This is a genomic window from Paramixta manurensis, assembly GCF_013285385.1.
GTDB lineage: Bacteria > Pseudomonadota > Gammaproteobacteria > Enterobacterales > Enterobacteriaceae > Paramixta > Paramixta manurensis.
Genome location: NZ_CP054212.1, coordinates 1099634 through 1120324, shown reverse-complemented (window position 1 = coordinate 1120324; position 20691 = coordinate 1099634). Strand labels below are relative to the sequence as shown.

Genomic DNA, 20691 nt, shown 5'->3' with positions numbered 1-20691 from the left:
GAGAGTATTATGGTCAGTCATGCAGATGTCGCCGCCAAAAACCGCTGGATGCGTAACGTACTGCTCATCGCATTCGTCACTGCGGTTGGCGGGTTTTTGTTTGGTTTTGATAACGGCAGTATTTCCGGTTCGGTTGGTTTCTTGCAAAGCAGATTCGGCCTGGATGCCAACGGCGTCGGTTGGGTCACGTCATCGATTATTGTCGGCTGCATCCTTGGCGTAGCGCTGGCAGGCCCGCTCTCCGATTCGGTGGGGCGTAAGAAAGTCCTGCTGCTGACCGCGCTGATTTTTATCCTCGGCGTATTGGGAGAAGCCATGGCCGTCTCTCCAGAGATGCTGGCGTGGTTCCGCATTCTGGTCGGCATCGGCATTGGCGTTGAAACCACCATTGCGCCACTCTATATCGCCGAAGTCTCCCCGGCGCATATTCGCGGACGGTTAGTTTCGCTTAATCAGTTATTTAACTGCGTCGGCAATCTGGCGATTTTTTCGATTGCGGCGCTGATCGCTAATAACGCCAGCGAGGGCTGGAATATTGAGTATGGCTGGCGGGTCATTTTCGCCACCGGCATTGTGCCAGCAGTGATCTTTTTTATGCTGTTAGCGCGAGTGCCTGAAAGTCCACGCTGGCTGATGCGCAAAGGTCGTGATCGCCACGCGCTTGAGGTCTTGCTTACCATCAACCCGGATGAGCCCACCGCTAAAGAACAGTTACAGGCGATTCAATCCGCCCTGCACAGTGAACCGAAATCGCGATTACGCGAATTGTTCGCCCCGCGCCTACGCAAATCGCTGGTGATTGGTTTTTGTGTTGCGCTGTTCCAGCAAATTACCGGCATCAACGCCATTTTCTATTATGCGCCGGAAATCTTTAAAACGGCGGGCGTGGATGCGGGCGGAGCGATGTCGTTTACCGTTCTGATCGGCCTGACGCTGGTGATTTCAACGCTGGTTTCCATGTGGATAATCGACAAAGTGGGTCGGCGCTCGCTGCTGATTTTTGGCTCTATCGGGATGGCGATGACGCTAGGTGGTACCGGCCTGTTATTCCGCGCCAGCGAGGCGCACACCACTTTATTGTTACTGTGCATTTTGGCGTATGTGGCGATTTTTGCCGTCTCCTACGGTACCGTCGCCTATGTCATCATTGCGGAAATTTTCCCGATTCATGTACGTGGCATTGCCGTCTCCATCGCGACCTTCGCGCTATGGGGCGGCAACTTTATGGTTTCGCGTTTCTTTCCGGTCTTAGTGGAAAATATTAATGCCGCAAATACCTTTTTTATTTTCGCGGGTATTTCGGTGGTGGCATTAATATTCGTGCTGACGACTGTGCCGGAGACCAAAGGAAAAACACTGGAAGAAATTGAACTGGAATTACACCGTAATTAATCACCATTAGAAAAAGGAAAATAGACAACGTAATACGCTAATTCGACGGCGATTAACTACCCATACATTACTTTCGGAGAATATGATGAGACCAGGAAAAATATTACATCCACAGGTTGCATCGGCTTTAGCCAGTTTAGGGCACGGCGATATCATACTGGTAACTGATGCAGGCGCGCCTATCCCGGCAGACGCCAACCGCATTGATCTGGCGTTCTATGCCGGTAGCGTTGATATTCTTGAAATATTACGCGTATTGCGGCAGGAGATTTTTATTGAGAATGTCATCTTTGCCGATGAAGTCCCGGCAGGAAACCCCCACCTTTTTCAGTGGGTCAGTGATATTTTCACCGGCTCCGGCGCCGATTTTACCTTAATTCCACATCAGCAATTAGTTTCCGAACTTTATCACACGGCGAAAGTGATTATTCGTTCAGGTTCTTTAATGCCGTGGGGAAATTTTGCGCTGGTGGCTAGCACCGATCCCGACGCCTGGTTTGATGACTCGATGAAGATCCTACCAGAATATGTAGAGAGATCGCATCGCATTAAAACTAACGCGGTTCCAAGAGTCAATAAAACTCACTGACTGGTGTAAACCATGAATACTACATATCGTATGAGTTATAAATTGTGCCTGATTGCCTCGTTGGCCGGGCTATTATACGGGTTTGATTCCGCCGTAATTGCCGGGGCAATATCTCATCTCAGTAACTATTTTTCACTTGATGCCATCAGTACCGGATGGGCGGTTTCGTCAGTGGTATTAGGGTTCATGATTGGCGCGTTTAGCGGGCAGTTTATTACTAACTCGCTTGGCCGGAAGAAAGCGCTGGTGCTTACCGGTTTCCTGGTAACGTTATCCAGTATTTTTACCGCCTTTCCCTACAACTTTACTCTGTTTATTATTTTCAGGATCGTGGGCGGGATCGGCGTAGGTTTAGGCTCGGCCACCGCACCGGTTTACATTGGCGAAATAGCCGCACAAAAAGTGCGGGGCAAAACCTTAGGCTTTTACCAGATGATGATCGCATTTGGTATTTTAGCGGTCTATCTGGTTAATGCGCTGGTCGCCAGTTGGACACCGAGTCCTGAATGGGCAACGCAGTACTCATGGCGTTATATGTTGGGTGCAATGTCGATTCCGGGTTGCCTGTTTATGATCCTTGCCTGTTTTTTACCGGAATCCCCGCGTTGGCTAATAAAGAAAAACCGGGAAGAAGAAGCCAGTCAGATTATCAACGCTATTAATGGCAATGAGTATGATAGCCAGGCCACGATTGCCGAGATTAAACGATCCTTCCAACATCAAAGTGCTACCGTAAACAGCGAGCGTCTATTATCAAAAAAATATCGTCGGGTTTCATTAACCATTCTCGCGATGGCGCTGTTGGCTAATCTTTGTGGCATTAATGCGGTGTTATATTATGGCAATATCTTGCTGGAAAATATCGGCATAGCGACGGAGAAAACCGCTTACTATCAGCAAGTAGTTATTGGCATTGCCTTCTTTGCCGCCGCAGTGTGGGCAGTTTATCGGATTGAGAAGTATGGCCGCCGCAAGCTGCTGATAATTGGCTCGTTGGTTTGCTTCCTCTCCATTACGCTGTTGGGTATATTGATTTGGCTGGGCGTCACTAATCTGTTTATGCTGGCGATTATGATTGTATATATTCTGTTTTTTGGTGGCACCGTTGGCCCCATTTTATGGATAATCATTCCAGAACTGGCCCCTAATATGATTCGTGACAAACTGATGTCGTGGGCGACCTTTCTTATCTGGAGCGGCAGCTTTATTGTCTCACAAACCTTTCCAATGCTAACGCACAGCGTGGTACTGAATAAACTCTTCAATGGCAGTTTCCCTTTCTTTTTGTATGGTTTTTGTTGCCTGCTGTGGTTCTTGCTGAATGTCTTTTTCATCACCGAAACGAAAGACAAATCACTGGAGCAGATTAGTGCCGAGATGAGTGCTGGCTAACCCACGCACCAAAGCAAGTCACGTAGAAAAATATGTTATGGTCTCCGGGCGCTTAACGCGGTAAATCACCATCTGGATCGGAGGATAATGATGACATCAGCACATCCCACCGTCGCGCTCGTTGGGCCAGGGGCCAGTGAAGGCCCTGGCTAATGGTTAACGCGGGAAGGAGCGATTACGCGGGGACTCCGGGACATAATTTTATTTAAGTCCGTGATTTATGTTGTTTTCCGCAGAATTAGGTGCGCTGTCACCAAACTGTCATCTGACATCTTAATACTCCTTTTTATTTTTTGGAGGCGTTCGATGTCACTCCTTTCTGTTATCACCTTACCACTGCGGCTGCGTACCGGTTTGGCGTTACGTAAGCCGCGCTGGCTGGCCAGCTTACTGAGCCAGTTTCTCCTGTTTATCGTTCTGTTTTGTTTACTGCAATTTGCCAGCGTATGGCTATTAAGCCAGCACGTCACGCAGACACAAACTTCACTGGAACAAGCCAACCATCTGCGCGAAAGGCTGACGCTGTTGGATAAAGCGCGTATTGAATTGCTCACCGCCAGCGACAACAGCCATCGCGCCGGTATCTATTTGATGCAGGACAAGGAGAGTGGCTCGGTGGACAGTTGGAAAAGCCTCGCCGCCGCCGCCAATGATTCACTCCGACAGGCGCAAACATTATTCGCGGCATATCATGCCCGAGCCGATAGCCCGCTGGCGCAGAGTTTCGCCCTACTGACCGAGGGTTTACAGGAGCAACTAAAAGGCCTGGCGACCAACGACATTAACGCGTTTTTTATGGTTCCAATGCAAGCATTCCAGCAGCAATTTAACGATGCCTGGTTTAGCGAGATCCAACAGGCTAATCATCAGCTTAGTCAGGTTAACCACAGCACGCTCAATACCCTCAAGCAGAGCCGTAATATGTCTTTAGTGGTGAATGCCTTGCTGATGGGGCTATTACTGCCAGGTGCGTGGCTGTTGATGCGTGGCGTGCTGTTGCCATTGCGGCGCGCCAATGCCCAACTGGCGCAGATTGCTACCGGTGACTTGGTTGCCAGCCTTGAAACGCCGCGCCGACAGTCGCTGGAAACTCGCCAGTTATTTCACTCGATTGATACCATGCGCCACGGCTTACAGCAGATTGTCAGCGATATTAATAGCGTGGCGATGAGCGTGGCGGCCGGGGCTGAAAATATGCAACAGCATAATCAGCAAGCGATGCAGCAGCACCAGGCGCAGAATGCCAGCTTTCACCATTTATCGCAGCGTTTGCATCGCGTCTCCGAAGAGGTGGAAAATGGCGCCCAGTTCTCACAACATGCGACGCGCGAAGCGCAGTCGGTCGATGAACTGATGCATAACTGCGCGCGCGAAGTCGGTAACATGGAAATGCAGATGCAGCAAATTGTCGCTGCATCGGGCGATATCGCCGGAATTGTCGGCATGCTGGATAACTTGTCGTTACAGACGCGCTTGCTGGCACTGAACGCGGCCATCGAATCTGCACACGCGGGCGCATATGGCCGCAGCTTTTCGGTGGTGGCGAAAGAGATTGGCTTGCTATCGCAGCAGAGTGGGCAATCTACCCGGCAAATCGATGGCCTGATTCAGCACACGCGGCAGCATGTTAATGACGGTTTCGATAAGGTAAAAACCCTTGAAACGCTGTTTACCCAAATCAGCGGAGCGGTATCCGGCGTGGTGGTACAACTGAATGAGTTGCAGCACAACACCATGGCCCAGAGCCACCGCGTAAGTAAAATTGCCCAGGAAGTGGTAGAAATGAGCGCCCAATTGCAGCAAAGCGAAGGACTTAATGCCCGGCAAGTACAAGCTGCCGCACAGTTGCGGGAGCTCTCCGATCGCCTGGCGCAGCGCGCGCAGCAGTTCCGCCTCACCGCCGCATAAGCGGCGCTATGCCAGGCATAGAGGGGGTTTAACCGACGGGGGTTAGCCCTGAGTTAGCGACTCAGGTAGTAAAGTCTTTAATGCATCAGCCCCGCAAGCAGGCGGATAACAGAATCATACAACTGGCGACACTCGCCCTCTTTTAGACCGGATTGTCTGGTATGCAATGTAAGTATGAGGTCATGAATTCCAAACGCGCGATCGTCCGCGATAAACTCCCCGGCAGCTGAACCTATCAGGGCATATAAATCCGTGGTAAGGCATCTTTCATCGGCCACACTACCTCCAGGGTTGGATATTTATACAGTGTGACAGAGATTGTTTCGCGACGATACTCTTTTATCTTTATCGCGGGCAGCGGCAGAGGAAGCTCTCAGGTGTGTTATCTCTTCCTCTGCCCTGACGGTTTTACTTCTTCTCCGGCCACGCCACCGAAGGAATGCCGTTATGCATTGGTGCCGCAAACAGATAGCCCTGAAAAGTGGTAATGCCCGCAGATTCAAGCCACATCCACTCTTCCGGTTTTTCAACCCCTACCGCAGTGACCGATATTTCCAGCGAAGTGCAGCACTGGATAATCGCCTGAATGATGGCTTGGCGAGGACCGCTTTTATGTACATCCCGGATAAGATCGCGGTTTATCTTCACCCGATCGGGTTGAAACTGCGCCAGCAACAACAGGCCAGCAAAGCCGGCGCCAAAGTCATCGATCGCCACGCTAATGCCTGCCGCCTTAAGTTGCCTGACTGCACCAGTAAACTCTTCCAAACGTGAAATGACTTCGCTTTCAGTAAACTCGACCAGAATCTGTTCGGGCACCAAACCGTTCTGCTTAATTTCTTGCAGAAGAAAGTTTACCGCTCCCGGTACATTTACCAGTGTCATGGGTAAAAGATTGACCGACAGCATTTGTTTCCGCAGGTTTAACGCGGCCGCCATGGCGAAAGCGACTTTCTTACTGCTGAGATCGGCGGCGTAAATATCATCGCCAGATAGCGCATTGAAATAGGTTTCCGGTGAGTTGCCGTCCGGCGTTCGCAGAAGTGCTTCCAGCGAGACCACTTCGCGGGCGAGTGGATCAATCACCGGTTGAAAAGCAAAGCTGCATGCCACCTCTGCGATTGGCGGTATGCTCTCAGATGACAGTACATCCTCGTCAGGAACAAAATCCCAAGAGTCGCCGGGCGGAATTTCGAAATAGTTTTGTCTTTCCGTCGCCTCAACAAAGGTGCGGAAGAACCGTAGCGCACGATCGTCATAAGCCAGTTGATATTTTGAGGTACTTTTGTTCAATACTTCCTGGAGCACCTTATCCCGGTCATGCTCTCTTAAATCAAACAGTTCCATCCCTGTGCTACCGAACCGGCGCGAAGGCGCATAGTCACACAACAGCTCAACCAGATTATAGTGACGCGTATCTTCACAAATACGTCGATAAATCGCGAAGACGCTCTCTTCTGGCCCTTCAAGCAACTGGAAAAAATGCGTACCGTTGAACAGCAAGATGCCGGTTACATCGGCATGGCTGTTTTTCACATTTGCCGCCGCGACCATGCTTTCTAATGTACTGACAGGGACGCCATCATCGATATGGCTACGGTAAATGATAGTTGTGAGCATAAGGTTCCGGATTGGAGGAAGCGGATAAAAGGTTACCTTAACAAATACTTTGGCCCTACGTCGCGCAAGATTCTTCCCAATAACAGCGTTAAAAAACAGAGGTTAGCTTAACAAGGCAGAAGCGATGACCTGTTGCCGCCTCTCCCGTCTTAGTCTGACCTTAGGTTCTGAAATAAACCAAATAGCACTTTTTGCATAAAGCAATTTTAACTAACCGGTCACCATACTTATACAAACAAATTAAATCTGTACAACTTCTCTATCGAATTTTCCTTTGTCTGATTAATAAAGAGGGTCTGGTATGCGTCAGAACGGCTATGCTCCGAATACAGAAAACGCTATTGCTCAATATTTCAACCAGGCGACTTTACCTTCGCAGCAGGAAACGCTAGGACAGATTGTAGTCGAAATCCTCAAGGATGGCCGGAACCTGAACCGGAAATCTCTTTGCACCAAACTGCTTCGCCGCCTTGAACTGGCATCTGGGGCTGAAGAAGAACGGCACTATCATACGTTGATCGGTCTGCTGTTCAGTAATGAAGCCTGAAAAGCCAACCGGGCAAATCATCAGATTGCGATGTGTTAACACTGACGGGCCAGTTATCGTAAACTGACTTTCTTTTCAGGAGAACAGGTTCATGCCGCGTTAAAAATCCGGAACACGGCGGCAATCAGAGATGCAGTTATGAACAGAAGTGAAATCGATCGGCTAACAGATGAAATCATTGGAGAGGCGGTTCTGTCTCTTTTTAAAGAAAATGGCCCGGTAACTAACCAGTCGCTGATTGGGCAGTTACGTACCATGGAAGCGGGTGAGCCGAACAGGCAGCGTCGGGAACTGATTGCGCGTGTTATTACAGAAGTCAAAAATAACATGGCTTCTGGTCGGCGTAGGGCTTTGCGTGAACAACAGAGTGGCGATAATGTTCACCCCCTGTTTGGAAGTAAACCGCTGTCGGAAACCAATAAAAAACACTGACATTCTGGTTGTCAGTAATAATGAATAACGATGTAGGTACAGGAACAGCGTTATGTCTGAAAAAATTGATATTCACTCTGCATTATATGATACCGAGCTGGCGCAATACTTCCGGCGCGCAGGTGATATGTTGGCCGAGGAGTCGGCATTATTAGGCACGATAATTCGCAATATTGTTGCCGAGGACGGGCATTTAACCAATAAAGCCATCATTTTATCGCTGATCAACGCATTAGAACTAACCAGCGATGCAGCGCAAGCCGACAGGATTTATAAGACACTGGAGATTGTTGTCAATCATACGCTTGACGACGTTTAAAGTGTTTTAAAACAGAATGCTTGCGGGCCATTAATCGTAAAGCCAACGCCCCGCTTTGGCGGACTCAATGAGCATTTTTATGGTTAGTGGAGAAGCTTTGTGCCGATCGGATCTTAATCTATTAGGTAATATGCCATTGGGTAAGAAGGGTAATATCTGTATAGGGAAATATTTCCGCCAGTTAATTGAGCTACAATCAACATTAAAAACTTCTGCATACTTATCAAGCAGTTCATAAACATCTTCGCGAACCGTTAGAAACTCCCCGGTACTGAGAGATGAATCAATATCAAGATCTTTGCAGCGTAACTCGTCTCTTGCAAATTCTAATACAGCAGCATCTAATAGCTTCATATCCTATCCTCAGGTCGAACCATGAGGTTGTAATGCCAGATAGTCCTGTGTGAAATTAGGGTGATATCATATAACGTGATCGCAACCCCTACCCAAGGTAACCACCTTCCAATCAGACCTCCTAAACTAGATGTTCTCGCCCATTGACCATTAATTAACGTCTTCCATGTAGGAGACCGCCAGCGAGTGTCTAACCGATAAGAGATCATCCTGCGTAGCCCTAATGATAGAAGACTGGTTCCGCGTGTTGCTGTATTGGGTTTTCCTGGAACGTGAATTAGGTTAAAGCTACCTACGATTGTGGCAAATGCAAAAATATCTATACCGTCTAATTGCTTTTCTGCCTCATCGACCAGAATCCAGAAAGCAAGTTCGCCAGGTGATAAGTTCCACATCCCTTTATAAAAATAGCCGTTAATCTGCTCAACCGTATCCATACTCACGCATCCATGTTATTAAGCACGCCTCATCATAGCGCTCGGTCTGTAACCGTTCCAGAATTTGGGTCACATAAACCATAAAACACCATGATGGAGACATCAACAACGCGACAAATGTATATAACTATTCGGTTGATAAAAGACTATTACTCGTAGTACTCGGGCTTTTGATGGTGAATCGCCACGGATAATCTAGACACTTCTGAGCCGTTGATAATATAGGTTTTCATATTCAGCCGGTGGCATCTGCTCGCTCGAACCATGCCGACGCTTACTGTTATAAAACATTTCGATATAATCAAAAATATCGCTTCTGGCTTCGTCTCTCGTTCCGTAGAGCCTTTTCTTAAACCGTTCGCGTTTCAGAAGCTGGAAAAAGCTTTCCGCAACCGCGTTGTCATGGCAGTTACCGCGACGACTCATGCTGCCTTCCAGACCGTGTGATTTCAGGAACGACTGCCACTCATGGCTCGTGTACTGACTGCCCTGATCAGAGTGAACCAGTACCTGCTTTTGAGGATTACGCCTCCACACCGCCATAAGTAATGCGTTCAGGACAATCTCTTTTGTCATGCGGGGTTGCATTGACCAGCCGATAACTTTTCGGGAGAACAGGTCAACCACCACGGCCAGATACAGCCAGCCTTCGTGGGTTCGGATGTAGGTTATGTCCGTCACCCAACGCTCATCCGGTGAGTCCGGATTGAACTGCCGCTGGAGCCTGTTGGATGTCACGATGCTGGCTTCTCCTTTACGTGCACGTGGGCTGCGGTACCCAACCTGAGCTTTTATTCCGGCACGCTTCATCAGTCGCCAGACCCGGTTCACTCCGCACTGCTGTCCGGTATCACGTAGATCGAGATGGATCTTGCGATAACCATAGACGCAGCCAGACTCAAGCCAGAACTGTTTGATCTGCCCGGTCAGCATCTGGTCTGTCTGGTGACGCTGTGAATGTGGCTGCTTAAGCCAGAAATAAAATCCACTCGGATGGACATCCAGAACCCTACAGAGCAAACGAACAGGCCAGCAACGGCTGTTGTCGCGGATAAAGGCGTACCTCAGTCGGACAGCTTTGCGAAGTACGCCGCGGCTTTTTTTAATATGTCCCGTTCGTCCGTAACCCGCTTCAACTCTTTCTGAAGACGGCGGATCTCGGCCTGAGCATCTGACTGTTCATTATGAGTGGAAGAATCCGGACCGTACTTCTTTATCCAGGCGTAAAGACTGTGAGTGGTGATATCGAGACGTGTTGCAACACTGGAAACAGAATGACCACGATCAACAACCTGTTTGACTGCTTCAATTTTAAACTCTTCAGGATAACGCTTACCGCTCATGGGCACCTCTCTTTAAGTCATCTTAAATGACTCTGAGGTGTCTGTTAAACCTGTGGCGATTCAGATCTTCAATAAAGCGCACCGACCTATAGTTTACGCTGTTAGGATCCTTAAGGGTCGAAGCTATATCTTGTTGACCAAAACTGATAGCTTCATCATCAGATGGCTTACAACCAAGTAATGTTGACGACAGCAATCCTATTGCTATAAATATTAAGGCCTTCTTCACATCTCCATCCCTAAGCATGACCAGAAAAGTGCATAAATGCCATTACAATTACAACGATGGCTACCAATATACCCACTCTTTTCCACGCCACCTGTGTTCCAGTATATTTCGATTGTGGACTTACTATTACAGAGGATGAAACCAAAACGGGTTCTACTTCGCTGCCACAATGCTTACATTTTAACGCCTGAAATTTGATTGGTTCTGCGCAGAACGGACAGTCTCGCAATCCCTCTCTAGCCTGATTATTTGCTAAACCTTCCTGGCTTGGAGAGATTAGAAGTACATGGATTATCGCCACGATGAACAGGAGGGCTCCATACAACCACCAAGTACCAAAGGATCGGCCTTTATTTTTCGCGATAAATGCCGGAATTAAACCAAGCAATACCGCGATGACAAGAACACTCATTTCATCCCTTTCCGATAGACAGTAACAAGTCGCCACATGTTAGCACCGCATTCCCTTAAGTTCATGCATAACGATCACTTACTGATCAAATGTCAGGATAAGTTCTGTGTGTAGGCCCGGGTACGCTGCCGTGACCTGCCCCCAGGATTAGATACAACCTTCAGTTAGTAATGTCGGTTGGTGACCCTGACCCCGAATATGCTCCAGGCATAATCAGGAATAACCGGCTTCAGGTTGGTTGCTTATTCTGGCAACCGACAGATTTTTCGGCAAATTCGGATGGGGTCATCCAGCCCAGCGCAGAATGGGGACGACTCTGGTTATAGTGTATGCGCCAGGCTTCGATTTTGCACCGGGCATCCTCCATCGACATAAACCAGTTCTCGTTCAGGCATTCCTGCCGCAGCCTGCCGTTGAATGATTCCACCGTGGCGTTATCCGTGGGCGTACCCGGTCGCGAGAAGTCAATCCGGATATCACGTTCGTACACCCATTTATCCAGCATTTTTCCAGCAAATTCAGAACCATTATCAGTTTTCAGGAGCTGTGGTAAAGGACGTCTGAGCGCAATGGTGTTCAGCATTTCTGCCACTTCTGTTGAACGCAAATTCTGGCCCACGCAAATTCCCAGGCATTCGCGAGTATACAGGTCGATAACTGTCAGCAGGCGCAGCCGTCGCCCGTCTGTAGTGGCACAGTAAATTTGGCCACCTGATTAAAGGTGATATTCTCACCACAACATAAAACAGGTGACTTAATGAACAAGAAAACTAAGCGTACTTTCACCCCTGAGTTCAGGCTGGAATGTGCACAGCTGATTGTTGATAAGGGCTACTCATATCGACAAGCCAGTGAAGCGATGAATGTCGGTTCTACCACTCTTGAGAGCTGGGTGCGCCAGCTCAGGCGAGAGCGGCAGGGGATTACGCCCTCTGCAACTCCCATTACTGCAGAGCAGCAACGTATTCGCGAGCTGGAAAAGCAGGTTCGCCGCCTGGAGGAACAGAATACGATATTAAAAAAGGCTACCGCACTCTTGATGTCCGACTCACTGAACGGTTCACGATAGCCGCCAGACTGAGTGACAGCCACACGGTTGTCAGCCTTTGCTCCGCGCTGGAAATACACCGTAGCAGTTACCGGTACTGGCGAAAACGACGCGATACTGTCAATCCGGCGCGAGTCAGGTTGTACAGCGAAATACGCCGGGCGTGGAACCAGAGCCGGGGCTCAGCAGGCGCACGCACTCTGGCTGAAATGCTGACCCGGAACGGCGTTCCGATGACCCGTTACCGTGCCGGGCGTCTGATGAAATACCTGAACCTGAGCAGTTGCCAGCCCGGAAAACATCAGTACAAAAATGCCCGTCAGGAGCATACCTGCCTGCCGAATCTGCTCGAGCGTCAGTTCGCTGTACCGGAGCCAGACCGGGTATGGTGTGGAGATATTACGTATATCTGGGCTGGAAATCGCTGGTGCTATCTGGCGGTTGTTATGGATCTTTTTGCCCGCAGGGTTATCGGCTGGAGTCTGTCAGCGAATGCCGATACCGCACTGATAAGAAGTGCTCTGCGGATGGCCTATGAGACGCGTGGTCAACCGCGTGATGTCATGTTCCATAGCGACCAGGGAAGCCAGTATACAGGCCTTAAATATCAGCAAGTTCTCTGGCGTTACAGGATAAAGCAAAGCGTCAGTCGTCGGGGGAACTGCTGGGATAATAGCCCCATGGAACGCTTCTTCCGTAGTCTGAAAACAGAATGGGTGCCGACGAATGGTTACGCAGGTAAGGATGAGGCCCGGCGACAAATCGGCGGTTATATCCTGAATTACTACAATAGCGTCAGACCTCATCATTACAACGGGGGGCTGACGCCGGAAGAATCAGAGAACCGATACCGTTCTTACTGTAAAACCGTGGCCAGTATTACTTGACCACTACACTTTTGTGGTTATCGCGCCAGCCTTCCCGCCTGAGCATCACGTGAACCCTGCGGTAGCCATAGTGGACCCGGGTTTCGGTGATCTCCCTGATGCGCAGTCGCAGCGCACTGTCGTCTGTCGCAACGGAGCGGTAGCGGAACGAACTGCGGCTGACCTGCAGCGCAAAGCAGGCCTGTCTCTCACTGGCACCGTAGCGGGTCTGTAAATCCCTGACCTACTCGCGCAGGCGTGCCAGCGTCAGCTCTTTTTTGCCAGCACATCCTGAAGCATGGCCTTGTCGAGGCTCAGATCGGCAACCAGCTTCTTCAGGCGAAGGTTTTCCTCCTCGAGCTGTCGCATATGTTTCAGTTCTGAAGGAGAAATCCCGCCGTACTTTTTGCGCCAGGTGTAGAACGTGGCATCGGAGATGCCCAGCTTGCGGCAGACTTCCGGTACGGGCGTACCCAGCTCAGCCTGCTTCAGGGCAAAAACTATCTGCTCTTCGGTGAATCGTGACTTTTTCATCGGCACAACCTCCGCTCGTGGGGGAGTGAATATCATGCCGGAATTCTGTTTCTGAATGGAGCAGGATTTCGGGTCAGGGTCAGAGCATGATCATTCCTTTCAGATAGCAAAAACCCGCCGTGTGGCGGGTTAAGTGTATTGGGTAATTTTTTTTATTTTGTAATGATAGCTCTCACCTGCATCTTTAAATAAGTGCTCGCTGCCAACAGCTAATCTCTGCTTGAGAATGTGTAATTCACCTGCCGCATACTCGCTTTCAAGCCAATCAAGTCCAGCAATTGTCTCAAAGCTTTCATATAGAGAAAATTTGTACTCACGTGCGTCCCTTGAGCTATACACCGCGCCAAATCCAAAGCGGTCATCAGTCTCATCAATAACTCCGCGTTCGGTCAGTCTTACATCAAGCCATAATTTATCCAAAGGGAATGGTGCGTATTCCAGTTCTATTCGATACTTCATTATGCTCTCCATCGGAAACTCACCTAGATAATCCTAGCACGATGTGGGTGTAAGCTGGTGCAAAGGCTTGATGCTCGCAACTTAATTTGCTGCTACTGCTGGCATATATTCATTTGGAGTTAAGTAAAGCTGAGCATCATGATCTAAGGTAGTGTCGAGATAAGGCGCAACGTAAGCAGCAATGCCTTTATAAGCACCGAGTCCATCAGGTGTAGAAGATGTAAGAGCTATTTGGGTCTCCCAGAGTTCATCAGTGTTTTTAGCTTTAAACTTCGCAAAATCATATGAATTGAGAGCGATAACTATCGTATAGAAAGTATCTGTAACCTGCGTTGTATAACTTCCCGTCACGCCATATGTCGGCGTGTAAGTTGTAGTAGTGTTCAATGTTCCGTAACCATTACCATATGTGTTCACCGTCCCATAGGTAGTAGCAGAACTAACGCCTGTTTGTCCCCATGTAGGAACAGTCACATTCCGTGTAGAGCTCTTTGCACCTGTGCGATATAGGTTCAGAAACACAATTTGGCTTGCCTTATCCGGGTCATTTTCAAGTACAAACCCCCTTGATGATAAAGATTGCCTTAGAACCTGAGCCACCTGTTTATATAATATGCTGTTTTTATTGAAGTCATCCTGATTCAAAGGAACCATCATGTAAGTCTTAGGCAGCACAGAGTTTGCTGAAATCGCTTTGATACCCACCAGATCCCTTGGCTGACTAGCGCAGCCAACAAGTGACAGCCCAACCAATAGCCCTAAAAGCTTCTTCATCATAATCATTCCATCATCTTTTATGAGAGTTATCCTAATCATTTGTTGGAAAAATGGGAAGATACCGAAGCGGCAAAGCCATGAGCACTGATCATCTATCAGGATGGGAACGCAACTTAAGATAACATTTAATCAGGGTTTGAAATCCTGAACGACTGATCTCATTTCAATGATCTATAAATTTTAAAGTTTTTGATTTAGTCAGGTATTGAAAAAGCAGATCGGCCGCCATCATAAATGGGTGTTCGTTTACACAGAGCAAATCACCCGACCGGATGGCTCAAAAACCGATGTTGTCAGAAAAATGCGTTGCGATGCAAATACAGCCTGGCGCGCTGCTTTGAAAGGGGCCGGGATTGAAGACTGCCGTTTTCATGATCTGTGCCATACGTGGGCAAGCTGGCTTGTTCAGGCCGGAGTGTCGATCTCGGTATTGCAGGAGATGGGCGGCCGGGAGTCAATCGAGATGGTTCACAGGTATGCACACTTGGCACCGAATCATCTGACCGAGCACGCGAGGAAATCGATGCGATTTTTAGCGCTAGTGTCCCAAACCTGTCCCACATGGAAAATAAGGAGGGTACTAATGATGCCTAACATATTGAAATGGTGCGATAATAGGAACATAACACAACCTATATAACCATTGATAAGTATAGATATTTTCTTGTTTCATCTTTATAAATGCCCCCTTTTGTGCCCCCACCTTGTTTTTCATGCGACTCGATGAGCCTTTCACCGAGTCGCCAATATCACCAATTTTTTCACAGACCGTACAAATCTTCTCGGCTCTTGAAGTCTTTCTCACTGCCGCGATCGGCTAAGAACAATATTACTTACTTTCCGATACGAACAACTGTTCATTAATCCGCATGCTCTCCTGGCATGAAGGATATCTGTCACGGTCAAATATGGCGCTTTTTCCTGTGAGATAAATCCTGTGCGATCGATACGTACTAACTCATACTTTTCTACCAGAAAGTTAACGGCATTAGCCAGAGTGATACCGGCATCGATATGTTCCTGTATAACGGTTTCATCACAGAACGGCGTATCGTTCAGGGTCAGACCATAGTGTTTTTCCAGCAGGCGTGTAAGTAGCATTTGCCAGACAGCCACTGGAGACAGACAGGGCTTTGCCGCCCGCGAAATTGTAGCAGGTAGAGTTTTCATGTTTGCTCTCGTGAAATTCGTTAGCGTTGAGTGGGATAAATGGCGATATATACGTAGCCGCAACTACCAAAGGTATCGGCTTCGCAGGTAAAACCGTTGTGGTACAGGGTGACACAGTGGGCATGGCGAGGATTCATTTCACCAGTGGTCAGCATCGATTCCATCTGACGGATAAAATGCGGGAATGCGACATCCAACTTCAGGCATTCGGCATCACTAAACTTACCTGTGATACTTGCCCGGTCAGCCAGATAGTGCAGCCGGTTGCCCTCCTGCACCAGACGTGCTCCCAGGCGCGGCGTGATATCCCGCTGCAGGCCCCATGTGGTGTTGTTCATTTATAACCTCCTTTATTGTCAATTCAGGATAATACTCATCAGGCAGGCATACGGTCCGTTGCGGTCCTGGCGGCGTTCGGCGTATACCGCCAAGACTCCTGTGATATCCGGAACTTCCCTGCCGCTGTAATAACAGACACTGCCATGCCACTGGTATCTGCCGGTGCAATAGCGAAAAATGCGGGAGGCCGAATGCTGACGGTATATGGTCATCGCCCGGCGCTTACTGATAATTTTCATGTAATACCTCACAGCAGACCGTGTTCTGCGAACGAATAGATTTGCCTGCCGCCGACAATCAGATGGTCAGGTACGCGGATATCAACGAGCTGAAGTGCCTGCACCAAACGCTGCGTGATGGTCTTATCTGCCTGGCTGGGTGTGATGTCACCGGAGGGATGGTTGTGCGCAAATAACACTGCTGCCGCATTGAAGTACAGGGCGCGTTTGACCACCTCGCGGGGATGTACCTCGGTACTGCTAATAGAACCGGCAAACAGGGTTTCGTGGGCAATCAACTGGTTCTGCTGGTTCAGATACAGCACCATAAACTCTTCGCGCTCCAGTCCCGCCATTTTCAGTTTCAGCCAGTCACGGGCAGCCTGAGTAGAGGTGAATGCCACGCCTGTTTCGCGCAGGTGTCGATCAAGCAGTGTTAAAGCGCGTTTTACCGTGCGTTGTGCGGTTAGTGGAAGTATCGGACTTAGTGGGCTAAGTGACTGTTCCATCATGGGTATCCTTAATCAATAATGCGCAAAATGGCACTGTATTCAGGGTGCTGCAGGGCGTAATCCCGCAGGCGGTAATAGTGCTCAGTCATGGCATCACATTCGGTGCGACAGGCGTGGTGGCTGTATTCAATCAGGCAGACAGCGATACCTGCGGCTTCCGCGCTCATATCTGCATCGTTGCCGTTCAGGTAGTTAAACAGACGCCAAATCTCATCACTGTCAGACTCGGGGGCCATAAATGCACCACCGTTGCTCAGGGTGTAAAACGACCAGATACCACCGCTGTACTCATCACAGAAGCGGTCCATCCAGGCGAAAATACGGGGTTCCAGCGTTATACACTGCGGGATAGCGCCAAAGTGCTGTGGCCAGAAGCGGATGCGCTGTTCGTCAGGTACTGGTGTTGCAGTAAGGTCAAATTGAGGTTCATTAGCGGGCATCAATTCGCGTTGAGTTTCTGTCGTCATGGATATTCTCCGTCAATAAAAAACGCCAGCGACGATAGCTGGCGTATGGGGGATATGCAGGAATGATGAATGGGTGTGGTCAGCAGGAGGATGCTCTGAGGATTCCATACTGCCGGATATAGCGATTAAGTCCTTCACCGGCATCGGTTTCAAAGCTCCACGCCCGCCAGACTATTCGACCTTCAGAGTCACGAACTACCAGGCGGAAGTGAATGCACTGTTCATCTTCTATAGCGACGTTTTGATTCCGGCTGGTAATAGCGTCGGCCTGCTGTCGGGTGAAAGGGTTCGACGGCAGTAATTGAGATTCAGGCATTCGATGTACCTTAAAAGCAAAAACCCCTGACGCAGATGCGTCAGGGGTTTTGAGAGAGTGTTGTTATGCGGGTTCAGTCAGAACCCCGTCTGTACCTTATACAGCCGCAAAGTTTTGCTACCCCGGACAATCTTCACATACAGGGCATTATCTTTTGTGCCACGCACAAACCCGGCCTTCACATCCCCTTTGCAGTCGCCGCCGTCATAAGGGATGTTAAGTCCGGTGTTAAATACCAGGTCAATAAGTCCGAAACTTAAATCTTCACAGGCTGGACCGGGCATGTCTTGAATCAGGGCAAACTTACGGTCATCACTGACATCAGCCATTGAGCAGACTGTAGTGTTGATGTCATTACCCTGGCACCAGTATTCCTGGCCGGGATTGTCTTTATCCATCAGACTTTCCGGAAGCTGCGCGGCGCCGGCGCTGAAAGCCGCGAGCGAGAGAATTAAAGCCGGGATAACAGAGGTCAATATTTTTAGCATGGCCTTCTTCCTGAATAAATGCGAACCGGATTGCACCAGATATACCTGCAAGCCATCTGGCGCGGTTAAAACATCTGTAACCAGATCCTCAACAGTTACCGGTTCGGCGGCAGAGTTCAGCCATACTCTGCTTTGCCACCCATTGCTGCAGCTCCCTGTCTTTTTGAGAACGCTTAGCCTCCAGCGCGGCCTGTTGTTTGGGATTGACACAGTTATCAGGCACGACCATCAGGGTGTTTGGTTTAAATTTTGTCCGGGCTACTCGCACTGTCTCTGCCGGGTCATCAGTTCCACTTGCTCGCTGCTGTGCCTCGTCAAGCAATGCAGCCTGTGTATCAATCAGAACGAAACCACATGCCTTTCCCTCAGCCTGGTAGACAGATGTCAAATCGGAGGAAGAACCACTGGCTGTTTTGAGCGCCAGTTTGCGTACCGTTTTAGTATTTTTATCGGCCAGAAAATAGCCTCCATTGTATCCCTGACGTAGCAGGAATTGCCGGGTCCAGGGATAATTATCGATCACTCTGGCACCATACAGCGCGTTGCTAAGGGTATGGTTGTCCAGACCATCAGCTGATTTCCAGCCATCTGCCTGCATGTACTGCCAGGCCTTAACCGTACCCACGATATTTTCAGCGGCTACTGGCAAAACTGTTCCGACGCACAGGCTGAGCGCCAGCGTGGTTGCAGTGAGTAATTTCATCTTTGCTCCTTAAAGGGTGAAAAACCGTCGTCACCGACAACGAAAAGTGAATGGAAAGTTTGAAAGTGAGGTAAAACCCGAAGAAAATCTGGGTGTGACAACAGGTTACGTACCTGTGTATCCGGGACAAAAAGCTCAGGGTTGAATGTGACCGTGTGAATATCACCCAGCGTGAAAACCGTTATATGTCCCTCATGTTCACCGGTCAGGTACCAGCAGCCGTCGCTGCACACCAGTCGATAGGGAGCCAGACCAGTGCAACGATGACCCTCTGCCAGTAGCGTTACCCGACGGTGTTCTGTGATGGCGCGAATCAGTCGCGTAAAGACTTCAGGCTGTGCTTGCGTCCTGACGTTGGTGCTGTGCCAGATAAGGCAGGGAGACTCGCTGGCGCTCAACAGAGAGTTGACCAGTTGGTTGTCTATATCCGGAAAAAGCGCCTCCACACCGGACTGACGGACAAAAGTCTGCACTGTCAGCTCCCTCTGACGGCTGCCGGACAGCAGACGACATTGCCCGTTACGGAATTCCAGATCGAGATAGGCCAGACGCTCGCGAAAATCCCGACGCAATGTGCGCACTGACACGCCAAATTCGGCGGCCAGTGTCTGTATGACCAGCGTTTCTCCCGCCACAAGACGGCTGATAATCAGCGACAGCCGGACCGCAAGGCGCTCATGGCGGCGCTCAGACTGAGACATGAGAGGCGTTCTCCACCCTGTTAATGGACTGAAAATTAAGTGATTAGTGTAACGAGAGGGTCGGACAGGATACGGACAGCGGAAGCGGTATTTTTTCTGCATGCTGAATGCAATCAGAATGCGGTTCCGTAGCCTTATCAAGGAAAGACTGCCTGGAAATCGATCAACGAACGGACAGGGGGTGTCCGTATGCTGCTGGAGCTAACATCCATTTGCCTCAAATCCGGAGAGCATAGCTTCCGCCATTACCCACAGCGCCCGGTTGAGCTTCACGTCGCCGTCGATACCGCGCACGGCGCGGGTATGCGTTCGCCCGCCTTTTGCACTCCGGCCACTGAGCCCACCCTTAATCAGGTTCTCCTGAATACGCTGGTATGTGGTCCACAGGTCATTGCTCTCATCCTGCCAGCGCCGGGGGGAAAGCACCTGAGGTGCTGTCACTGGCTGGTGGTCCTCACCGAAACGGTACGTCAGTGCAGCCTGAGCCAGAGCCTGTTGTGCCGGTGGCGACAGCATCAGAGACTGCATGGCATCCCGCTTCTCTTCCACACGGTCAAAAATCCCCAGGACTTCATAAGCCCCCTCAATCACCTGACTCACCACATCCCCTTTGTGCGGCACCCGCACCTCACCAAACGACTCGCCACAGACAAGACCGTTCTGGCACACCGCACGGAATAATCCCGGCAGCATCTGGTACGAGCTGGTGCCGTCATGAGAGTTGAGAAGAATGATTTCCGGGACTTGCTTGCCGGTAATTTGCCCCTCCCGACGGAGGCGCAGCATGTGTTTTGTGTGCTCACGGCGACCAGGATCACGCACCCGGGTCTGGCAGGCAAAGAACGGCTGAAAGCCTTCGTGCTGCAGGTTTTCAAGAACGGTAATGGTTGGTATCCAGGTATACCGTGCGCTACGTGACTCATGCTTGTCCTCGCTGAATACGCTGGGCACCACACGAAACAGCTCTTCACGGGTTAGCGGACGATCACGACGGATAAGGTTTGCTGCGCCAAAGCGCGAAGCCAGACGGGTCATAAGCAGACTCCTCATAACAGGAAAATAATAAAAGAAAGCCCCGTCGCACAGGCGACAGGGCTCAGGAAATAACGGATTAAGTTG

25 protein-coding genes and 3 pseudogenes are annotated in these 20691 nt (G+C 49.7%); 9 read left to right on the top strand and 19 right to left on the bottom strand.

The window, feature by feature from the left end; all coding sequences use genetic code 11:
- Nucleotides 1-9 precede the first annotated feature (9 nt).
- The 4 genes from PMPD1_RS05420 (at nucleotide 10) to PMPD1_RS05405 (ending at nucleotide 5281) form a co-directional block, all read left to right on the top strand.
- Complete coding sequence (locus PMPD1_RS05420; RefSeq protein WP_173633073.1) at nucleotides 10-1392, top strand: sugar porter family MFS transporter; 1383 nt, start codon at nucleotides 10-12, stop codon at nucleotides 1390-1392.
- An 85-nt stretch (nucleotides 1393-1477) separates the two neighbouring features.
- Nucleotides 1478-1981 carry an RbsD/FucU domain-containing protein gene (locus PMPD1_RS05415; protein WP_173636123.1) on the top strand — a complete coding sequence of 168 codons (504 nt, stop codon included), beginning with the start codon at nucleotides 1478-1480 and terminating at the stop codon, nucleotides 1979-1981.
- 12 nt (nucleotides 1982-1993) lie between these two features.
- The gene (locus tag PMPD1_RS05410; protein ID WP_173633072.1) at nucleotides 1994-3373 is read left to right on the top strand and encodes a sugar porter family MFS transporter; all 1380 of its coding nucleotides are present in this window, start codon (nucleotides 1994-1996) and stop codon (nucleotides 3371-3373) included.
- Between the two features lie 306 nt (nucleotides 3374-3679).
- Nucleotides 3680-5281, top strand: a complete 1602-nt coding sequence (locus PMPD1_RS05405) for a methyl-accepting chemotaxis protein (RefSeq protein ID WP_173633071.1) — start codon at nucleotides 3680-3682, stop codon at nucleotides 5279-5281.
- A 408-nt stretch (nucleotides 5282-5689) separates the two neighbouring features.
- Here PMPD1_RS05405 and PMPD1_RS05400 read toward each other — a convergent pair whose 3' ends face one another.
- Entirely contained in the window at nucleotides 5690-6901 is a 1212-nt protein-coding gene (locus PMPD1_RS05400) for a diguanylate phosphodiesterase (protein ID WP_173633070.1), read from the bottom strand.
- A gap of 301 nt (nucleotides 6902-7202) precedes the next feature.
- Here PMPD1_RS05400 and ycgZ point away from each other — a divergent pair, with 301 nt between their 5' ends.
- The 3 genes from ycgZ (at nucleotide 7203) to PMPD1_RS05385 (ending at nucleotide 8199) form a co-directional block, all read left to right on the top strand.
- Nucleotides 7203-7448 (top strand): regulatory protein YcgZ, encoded by a 246-nt coding sequence (gene ycgZ, locus PMPD1_RS05395; protein WP_173633069.1) that lies wholly within the window; start codon nucleotides 7203-7205, stop codon nucleotides 7446-7448.
- Nucleotides 7449-7586: 138 nt separating this feature from the next.
- A complete protein-coding gene (locus tag PMPD1_RS05390; protein ID WP_173633068.1) occupies nucleotides 7587-7880 on the top strand; it encodes a hypothetical protein in 294 nt (97 codons plus the stop codon).
- A gap of 52 nt (nucleotides 7881-7932) precedes the next feature.
- On the top strand, nucleotides 7933-8199 hold the full coding sequence (locus PMPD1_RS05385) for a biofilm development regulator YmgB/AriR family protein (protein ID WP_173633067.1): 267 nt from the start codon (nucleotides 7933-7935) through the stop codon (nucleotides 8197-8199).
- Between the two features lie 30 nt (nucleotides 8200-8229).
- On the opposite strand, the gene PMPD1_RS05380 is transcribed toward PMPD1_RS05385, so the two are convergent.
- The 5 genes and pseudogenes from PMPD1_RS05380 to PMPD1_RS05360 form a co-directional block, all read right to left on the bottom strand.
- Entirely contained in the window at nucleotides 8230-8553 is a 324-nt protein-coding gene (locus PMPD1_RS05380) for a DUF1493 family protein (protein ID WP_173633066.1), read from the bottom strand.
- Nucleotides 8550-8990 carry an STM2901 family protein gene (locus tag PMPD1_RS05375; protein ID WP_173633065.1) on the bottom strand — a complete coding sequence of 147 codons (441 nt, stop codon included), beginning with the start codon at nucleotides 8988-8990 and terminating at the stop codon, nucleotides 8550-8552. Before PMPD1_RS05375 ends, PMPD1_RS05380 begins: the two co-directional genes overlap by 4 nt.
- Nucleotides 8991-9185: 195 nt before the next feature.
- A protein-coding gene (locus PMPD1_RS05370; RefSeq protein WP_173633064.1) for an IS3 family transposase occupies nucleotides 9186-10333 on the bottom strand; the annotation gives its coding sequence in 2 pieces (ribosomal slippage) (nucleotides 9186-10096 and nucleotides 10096-10333; 1149 coding nt in all).
- Between the two features lie 239 nt (nucleotides 10334-10572).
- Entirely contained in the window at nucleotides 10573-10974 is a 402-nt protein-coding gene (locus tag PMPD1_RS05365; RefSeq protein WP_173633063.1) for a zinc ribbon domain-containing protein, read from the bottom strand.
- A 229-nt stretch (nucleotides 10975-11203) separates the two neighbouring features.
- Nucleotides 11204-11668 (bottom strand): annotated as a pseudogene (locus PMPD1_RS05360) (integrase core domain-containing protein); the annotation flags it as partial.
- 27 nt (nucleotides 11669-11695) lie between these two features.
- On the opposite strand from PMPD1_RS05360, the gene PMPD1_RS05355 reads away from it, so the two are divergent.
- Nucleotides 11696-12909 (top strand): IS3 family transposase gene (locus PMPD1_RS05355; protein ID WP_173633062.1). Its coding sequence is split into 2 segments (ribosomal slippage): nucleotides 11696-11990 and nucleotides 11990-12909, totalling 1215 coding nucleotides; the frame shifts between segments, so codons are not numbered across the junction.
- Between the two features lie 4 nt (nucleotides 12910-12913).
- Here the strand turns inward: PMPD1_RS05355 and PMPD1_RS05350 are convergent.
- From PMPD1_RS05350 to PMPD1_RS05340, 3 genes and pseudogenes are all read right to left on the bottom strand, one after another.
- Nucleotides 12914-13422 (bottom strand): annotated as a pseudogene (locus tag PMPD1_RS05350) (transposase); the annotation flags it as partial.
- Between the two features lie 129 nt (nucleotides 13423-13551).
- Complete coding sequence (locus PMPD1_RS05345; protein ID WP_173633061.1) at nucleotides 13552-13881, bottom strand: hypothetical protein; 330 nt, start codon at nucleotides 13879-13881, stop codon at nucleotides 13552-13554.
- A gap of 81 nt (nucleotides 13882-13962) precedes the next feature.
- Nucleotides 13963-14658 (bottom strand): hypothetical protein, encoded by a 696-nt coding sequence (locus PMPD1_RS05340; RefSeq protein WP_173633060.1) that lies wholly within the window; start codon nucleotides 14656-14658, stop codon nucleotides 13963-13965.
- A gap of 199 nt (nucleotides 14659-14857) precedes the next feature.
- On the opposite strand from PMPD1_RS05340, the pseudogene PMPD1_RS05335 reads away from it, so the two are divergent.
- A pseudogene (locus PMPD1_RS05335) lies at nucleotides 14858-15252 on the top strand (tyrosine-type recombinase/integrase); the annotation flags it as partial.
- 207 nt (nucleotides 15253-15459) lie between these two features.
- On the opposite strand, the gene PMPD1_RS05330 reads toward PMPD1_RS05335, so the two are convergent.
- The 10 genes from PMPD1_RS05330 to PMPD1_RS05285 form a co-directional block, all read right to left on the bottom strand.
- A complete protein-coding gene (locus PMPD1_RS05330; RefSeq protein ID WP_173633059.1) occupies nucleotides 15460-15828 on the bottom strand; it encodes a TA system toxin CbtA family protein in 369 nt (122 codons plus the stop codon).
- A 20-nt stretch (nucleotides 15829-15848) separates the two neighbouring features.
- On the bottom strand, nucleotides 15849-16166 hold the full coding sequence (locus PMPD1_RS05325) for a type IV toxin-antitoxin system YeeU family antitoxin (RefSeq protein ID WP_173633058.1): 318 nt from the start codon (nucleotides 16164-16166) through the stop codon (nucleotides 15849-15851).
- An 18-nt stretch (nucleotides 16167-16184) separates the two neighbouring features.
- Nucleotides 16185-16406 (bottom strand): DUF987 domain-containing protein, encoded by a 222-nt coding sequence (locus PMPD1_RS05320; protein ID WP_173633057.1) that lies wholly within the window; start codon nucleotides 16404-16406, stop codon nucleotides 16185-16187.
- An 8-nt stretch (nucleotides 16407-16414) separates the two neighbouring features.
- Nucleotides 16415-16897: a JAB domain-containing protein gene (locus PMPD1_RS05315; protein ID WP_173633056.1), complete on the bottom strand. Its 483-nt coding sequence runs from the start codon at nucleotides 16895-16897 to the stop codon at nucleotides 16415-16417.
- 8 nt (nucleotides 16898-16905) lie between these two features.
- Nucleotides 16906-17364, bottom strand: a complete 459-nt coding sequence (locus PMPD1_RS05310) for an antirestriction protein (protein WP_173633055.1) — start codon at nucleotides 17362-17364, stop codon at nucleotides 16906-16908.
- A 79-nt stretch (nucleotides 17365-17443) separates the two neighbouring features.
- Complete coding sequence (locus PMPD1_RS05305; protein WP_173633054.1) at nucleotides 17444-17680, bottom strand: DUF905 domain-containing protein; 237 nt, start codon at nucleotides 17678-17680, stop codon at nucleotides 17444-17446.
- A 77-nt stretch (nucleotides 17681-17757) separates the two neighbouring features.
- Nucleotides 17758-18168 carry a hypothetical protein gene (locus PMPD1_RS05300; protein WP_173633053.1) on the bottom strand — a complete coding sequence of 137 codons (411 nt, stop codon included), beginning with the start codon at nucleotides 18166-18168 and terminating at the stop codon, nucleotides 17758-17760.
- Between the two features lie 88 nt (nucleotides 18169-18256).
- Nucleotides 18257-18871, bottom strand: a complete 615-nt coding sequence (locus tag PMPD1_RS05295) for a hypothetical protein (RefSeq protein ID WP_173633052.1) — start codon at nucleotides 18869-18871, stop codon at nucleotides 18257-18259.
- Nucleotides 18868-19572: a WYL domain-containing protein gene (locus tag PMPD1_RS05290; protein WP_173633051.1), complete on the bottom strand. Its 705-nt coding sequence runs from the start codon at nucleotides 19570-19572 to the stop codon at nucleotides 18868-18870. The genes PMPD1_RS05295 and PMPD1_RS05290 overlap by 4 nt, the downstream gene beginning before the upstream one ends.
- Nucleotides 19573-19773: 201 nt before the next feature.
- Nucleotides 19774-20607: a DUF932 domain-containing protein gene (locus tag PMPD1_RS05285; RefSeq protein WP_173633050.1), complete on the bottom strand. Its 834-nt coding sequence runs from the start codon at nucleotides 20605-20607 to the stop codon at nucleotides 19774-19776.
- Between the last annotated feature and the right edge of the window lie 84 nt (nucleotides 20608-20691).

Excerpts from the sequence above, each read along its gene's own strand:
- PMPD1_RS05420 (WP_173633073.1), top strand. The coding sequence starts at position 10 with ATGGTCAGTCATGCAGATGTCGCCGCCAAAAACCGCTGGATGCGTAAC.
- PMPD1_RS05415 (WP_173636123.1), top strand. The coding sequence starts at position 1,478 with ATGAGACCAGGAAAAATATTACATCCACAGGTTGCATCGGCTTTAGCC.
- PMPD1_RS05410 (WP_173633072.1), top strand. The coding sequence starts at position 1,994 with ATGAATACTACATATCGTATGAGTTATAAATTGTGCCTGATTGCCTCG.
- PMPD1_RS05405 (WP_173633071.1), top strand. The coding sequence starts at position 3,680 with ATGTCACTCCTTTCTGTTATCACCTTACCACTGCGGCTGCGTACCGGT.
- PMPD1_RS05400 (WP_173633070.1), bottom strand. The coding sequence starts at position 6,901 with ATGCTCACAACTATCATTTACCGTAGCCATATCGATGATGGCGTCCCT.
- ycgZ (WP_173633069.1), top strand. The coding sequence starts at position 7,203 with ATGCGTCAGAACGGCTATGCTCCGAATACAGAAAACGCTATTGCTCAA.
- PMPD1_RS05390 (WP_173633068.1), top strand. The coding sequence starts at position 7,587 with ATGAACAGAAGTGAAATCGATCGGCTAACAGATGAAATCATTGGAGAG.
- PMPD1_RS05385 (WP_173633067.1), top strand. The coding sequence starts at position 7,933 with ATGTCTGAAAAAATTGATATTCACTCTGCATTATATGATACCGAGCTG.
- PMPD1_RS05380 (WP_173633066.1), bottom strand. The coding sequence starts at position 8,553 with ATGAAGCTATTAGATGCTGCTGTATTAGAATTTGCAAGAGACGAGTTA.
- PMPD1_RS05375 (WP_173633065.1), bottom strand. The coding sequence starts at position 8,990 with ATGGATACGGTTGAGCAGATTAACGGCTATTTTTATAAAGGGATGTGG.
- PMPD1_RS05365 (WP_173633063.1), bottom strand. The coding sequence starts at position 10,974 with ATGAGTGTTCTTGTCATCGCGGTATTGCTTGGTTTAATTCCGGCATTT.
- PMPD1_RS05345 (WP_173633061.1), bottom strand. The coding sequence starts at position 13,881 with ATGAAGTATCGAATAGAACTGGAATACGCACCATTCCCTTTGGATAAA.
- PMPD1_RS05340 (WP_173633060.1), bottom strand. The coding sequence starts at position 14,658 with ATGATGAAGAAGCTTTTAGGGCTATTGGTTGGGCTGTCACTTGTTGGC.
- PMPD1_RS05330 (WP_173633059.1), bottom strand. The coding sequence starts at position 15,828 with ATGAAAACTCTACCTGCTACAATTTCGCGGGCGGCAAAGCCCTGTCTG.
- PMPD1_RS05325 (WP_173633058.1), bottom strand. The coding sequence starts at position 16,166 with ATGAACAACACCACATGGGGCCTGCAGCGGGATATCACGCCGCGCCTG.
- PMPD1_RS05320 (WP_173633057.1), bottom strand. The coding sequence starts at position 16,406 with ATGAAAATTATCAGTAAGCGCCGGGCGATGACCATATACCGTCAGCAT.
- PMPD1_RS05315 (WP_173633056.1), bottom strand. The coding sequence starts at position 16,897 with ATGATGGAACAGTCACTTAGCCCACTAAGTCCGATACTTCCACTAACC.
- PMPD1_RS05310 (WP_173633055.1), bottom strand. The coding sequence starts at position 17,364 with ATGACGACAGAAACTCAACGCGAATTGATGCCCGCTAATGAACCTCAA.
- PMPD1_RS05305 (WP_173633054.1), bottom strand. The coding sequence starts at position 17,680 with ATGCCTGAATCTCAATTACTGCCGTCGAACCCTTTCACCCGACAGCAG.
- PMPD1_RS05300 (WP_173633053.1), bottom strand. The coding sequence starts at position 18,168 with ATGCTAAAAATATTGACCTCTGTTATCCCGGCTTTAATTCTCTCGCTC.
- PMPD1_RS05295 (WP_173633052.1), bottom strand. The coding sequence starts at position 18,871 with ATGAAATTACTCACTGCAACCACGCTGGCGCTCAGCCTGTGCGTCGGA.
- PMPD1_RS05290 (WP_173633051.1), bottom strand. The coding sequence starts at position 19,572 with ATGTCTCAGTCTGAGCGCCGCCATGAGCGCCTTGCGGTCCGGCTGTCG.
- PMPD1_RS05285 (WP_173633050.1), bottom strand. The coding sequence starts at position 20,607 with ATGACCCGTCTGGCTTCGCGCTTTGGCGCAGCAAACCTTATCCGTCGT.